Source organism: Microcoleus sp. Pol10D4 (assembly GCF_036701555.1).
GTDB lineage: Bacteria > Cyanobacteriota > Cyanobacteriia > Cyanobacteriales > Microcoleaceae > Microcoleus.
Window position 1 is genome coordinate 1 of record NZ_JAUBRA010000157.1, and the last position, 2560, is coordinate 2560.

Consider the following 2560-nt stretch of genomic DNA (forward strand, 5'->3'; position numbering starts at 1 on the left):
GACTCCCATCCAAATTGCCAACACGATTCAACATATCTATAATCTCATTCTATAGTCTTCTAGCGGGAAGGGAGTAGATAATTGTTCAATATAAAAATTAGCTGTATCAATTACTATTGTATGAAATTTCATTTCTGCTGAATTTGCTTGTAATACTCTCCTAGAAAATTCTCTTTGAATATTGTCATTTATGCTTTTGGCAATCTTTTCATTGACTATAGTCGGATTAAACCCATTCATAACGTTCTCGCCTATATATTGAAAAAGAACACCAAATTCTTGGTGTTTCTGATTAAAATAATTAAAATACCAATTTAAAAAATCCGTATCAATTCGATTGATTAAATCAGCCTCCCACCGATTTAATTCAGTGTTAGCATATTGTTTAGCACTTTGATTGGCACTGTTCAAAGCTTTTTTGAAAGCTTCTTCTCTTCCACCAAGGGCGACTAGAGATTGAGTAACTTCTAGGGAGGGAGGAGAGGTTAATTCTGCCGCTAAAGCCTGACTCATAATTAATCGTCCCAGTAACGGGATGAATACAATTAGAATTATAATCGACCAAATAATGATACTAACTATCTTAGAAACTTTTACAATGCGCGATTTTTGAGTAGGTTCTTCAGTAAGCTGAGATTCACCAGATTCTTTGGCATTCAACTCAATGGCAACTAATTCTTGATTGCCCAAGACATCAGTTAATTTTTTGTCTAGCTTTTTGGCAATCAACTGACGACCATAAGGTATGCCATTTGAATGACAAACCAGGTTATTCTTTTCGTCTAAAAATACCTGTCCTAAAATTTGCCCTTCGGGATGCTCTTGGCGAATAATTGCTCCTTTTTTTAAATTAGGAGTTGCTGGGCGATCGCTCTGGAAATAACTTATAGCCTCCTCAAAGGTTATCTCCTCTAAAACTTCAGGTGTCCCCAGAATGCGTGGCAAACATTTATTAAATTCGCCAATGATCCGCTGCATATCCCCAGAAGTGAGTTTCTGATCTCCTTGAAAGGCACCTTTGGCAAACCAGTTAAACCGTGTCATATTTCCTCCAGAGCATTTGATAACTTATAAATTTATATTAGAGTCCTTGTATCTCTAATTATTTTACTCTGCAACTAGATTTTTTGATATTTATAAAAGTGTTATTGAGTGTACAGTTAATTTTTTTTAGACTTTTTATTGCTAATAAAAAGTGTTATTTAGTTGCTAAGGTGTTATAAAGTGTGATATGGTGCAATCGTCAAAACTAATCCCACTTTTAGCTATGGATATCGAAGAGGTTTTACAATGGACTGACGAGCAAGTATTTATAAAGAAGGAAAAACATCTGGACTCGTTACAAAGACGTATATTACAAGAAGTTTGGCAAGGTGAGAAATATTCTGAAATAGCGAAAAAAGGCAATCGTAGTGAAGATCGTATTAAACAAGTTGCTGGAAAATTATGGAAGATGCTCTCTGAGATATTGGAAGAAGATATTAAACAATCTAATGTTCGATCTATTTTAGAAAGTAAAGCAGTATCAAGTATTTACAATTATGGTAACTGTTCACAGATAGTTAATAGTAAAATTAATAGAAGCAATATCAATATCTGTGGAGAAAAAAGGCAAGATGCAGAAGAGGTCAAGCAGCGATCGCCCTCACCCCCTGACTCTCCCCAAAATAAAGATCGATCGCCCATAATCGATTTAACAGACGCACCCGAACTCCCTTACTTTTACGATCGCACCTCAGAACTCTCCACCCTCAAACAATGGATTTTGCAAGCCCACACCCGCTTGATTACCATCTACGGCTTAAGCGGAATTGGCAAAAGTGCGATCGCCCTCAAACTCATCGAACAAATTCAAACCGAATTTGATTATATTATTTGGTTAAGCCTCACCCACACACCCGCACTTTCAACCGTCAAAACCGAACTCAAGCAATTTTTTGGGCGATCGCAACAACCCCCATTACCCACAATCCTCGATTATTTCCGATCTTCTCGCTGTCTAGTCATTCTTGATGACGTACAGAATATTTTTAGTGGTAGTCAATTAGCCGGTCAATATTTAGCAGGCTATGAAGACTATGGCAAATTTTTTAAACAAATTGCCACATCCTCTCATCAGAGTTGTTTAATCCTCCTCAGTTGGGAAAAGCCCAAAGAAATCGCGAATTTAGAAGCCGAAAACCTCTCCACGCGAAGCTTACACCTCAAAGGGTTAGGAGAAGAAGCAGCAGAAATTTTTCAACAAAAAGGATTAGTCGATGAGGAAAAATGGTCAGACTTGATCACCCTTTATCAAGGTCATCCTTCCTGGCTAAATATCATTGCTGCCACTATTTTGGAGTTATTTGATGGTAGCGTTTCCCGGTTTTTATCCGATGTAAATGATTTATTCTTAAGTGACTTAGAACCGATCTTAGAATCTCATTTAGAGCGTTTATCAGACGCAGAAAAAAAGGCGTTATACTGGTTAGCTAGTCAAAATGAAAGGGAGCATCCCGCTTTTTAACTAAGCATACCTACCCATTTTAATCTCATTATTTAAATATGCACATCTGAGTCT

The 2560-nt window shown here is 37.0% G+C and carries 2 protein-coding genes; one reads left to right on the top strand and one right to left on the bottom strand.

All coding sequences use genetic code 11. The features are described 5' to 3' along the window. Nucleotides 1–36: 36 nt before the first annotated feature. Nucleotides 37–1044 (bottom strand): hypothetical protein, encoded by a 1008-nt coding sequence (locus tag QUA36_RS31055; protein ID WP_333460144.1) that lies wholly within the window; start codon nt 1042–1044, stop codon nt 37–39. 223 nt (nt 1045–1267) lie between these two features. Here QUA36_RS31055 and QUA36_RS31060 point away from each other — a divergent pair, with 223 nt between their 5' ends. Continuing rightward, nucleotides 1268–2506, top strand: coding sequence for an ATP-binding protein (locus tag QUA36_RS31060; protein WP_333460145.1), 1239 nt, complete (start codon nt 1268–1270; stop codon nt 2504–2506). The last annotated feature ends 54 nt before the right edge of the window (nt 2507–2560 follow it).

Coding starts and splice junctions, on each gene's coding strand:
- QUA36_RS31060 (WP_333460145.1), top strand. CDS start 1,268: ATGGATATCGAAGAGGTTTTACAATGGACTGACGAGCAAGTATTTATA.
- QUA36_RS31055 (WP_333460144.1), bottom strand. CDS start 1,044: ATGACACGGTTTAACTGGTTTGCCAAAGGTGCCTTTCAAGGAGATCAG.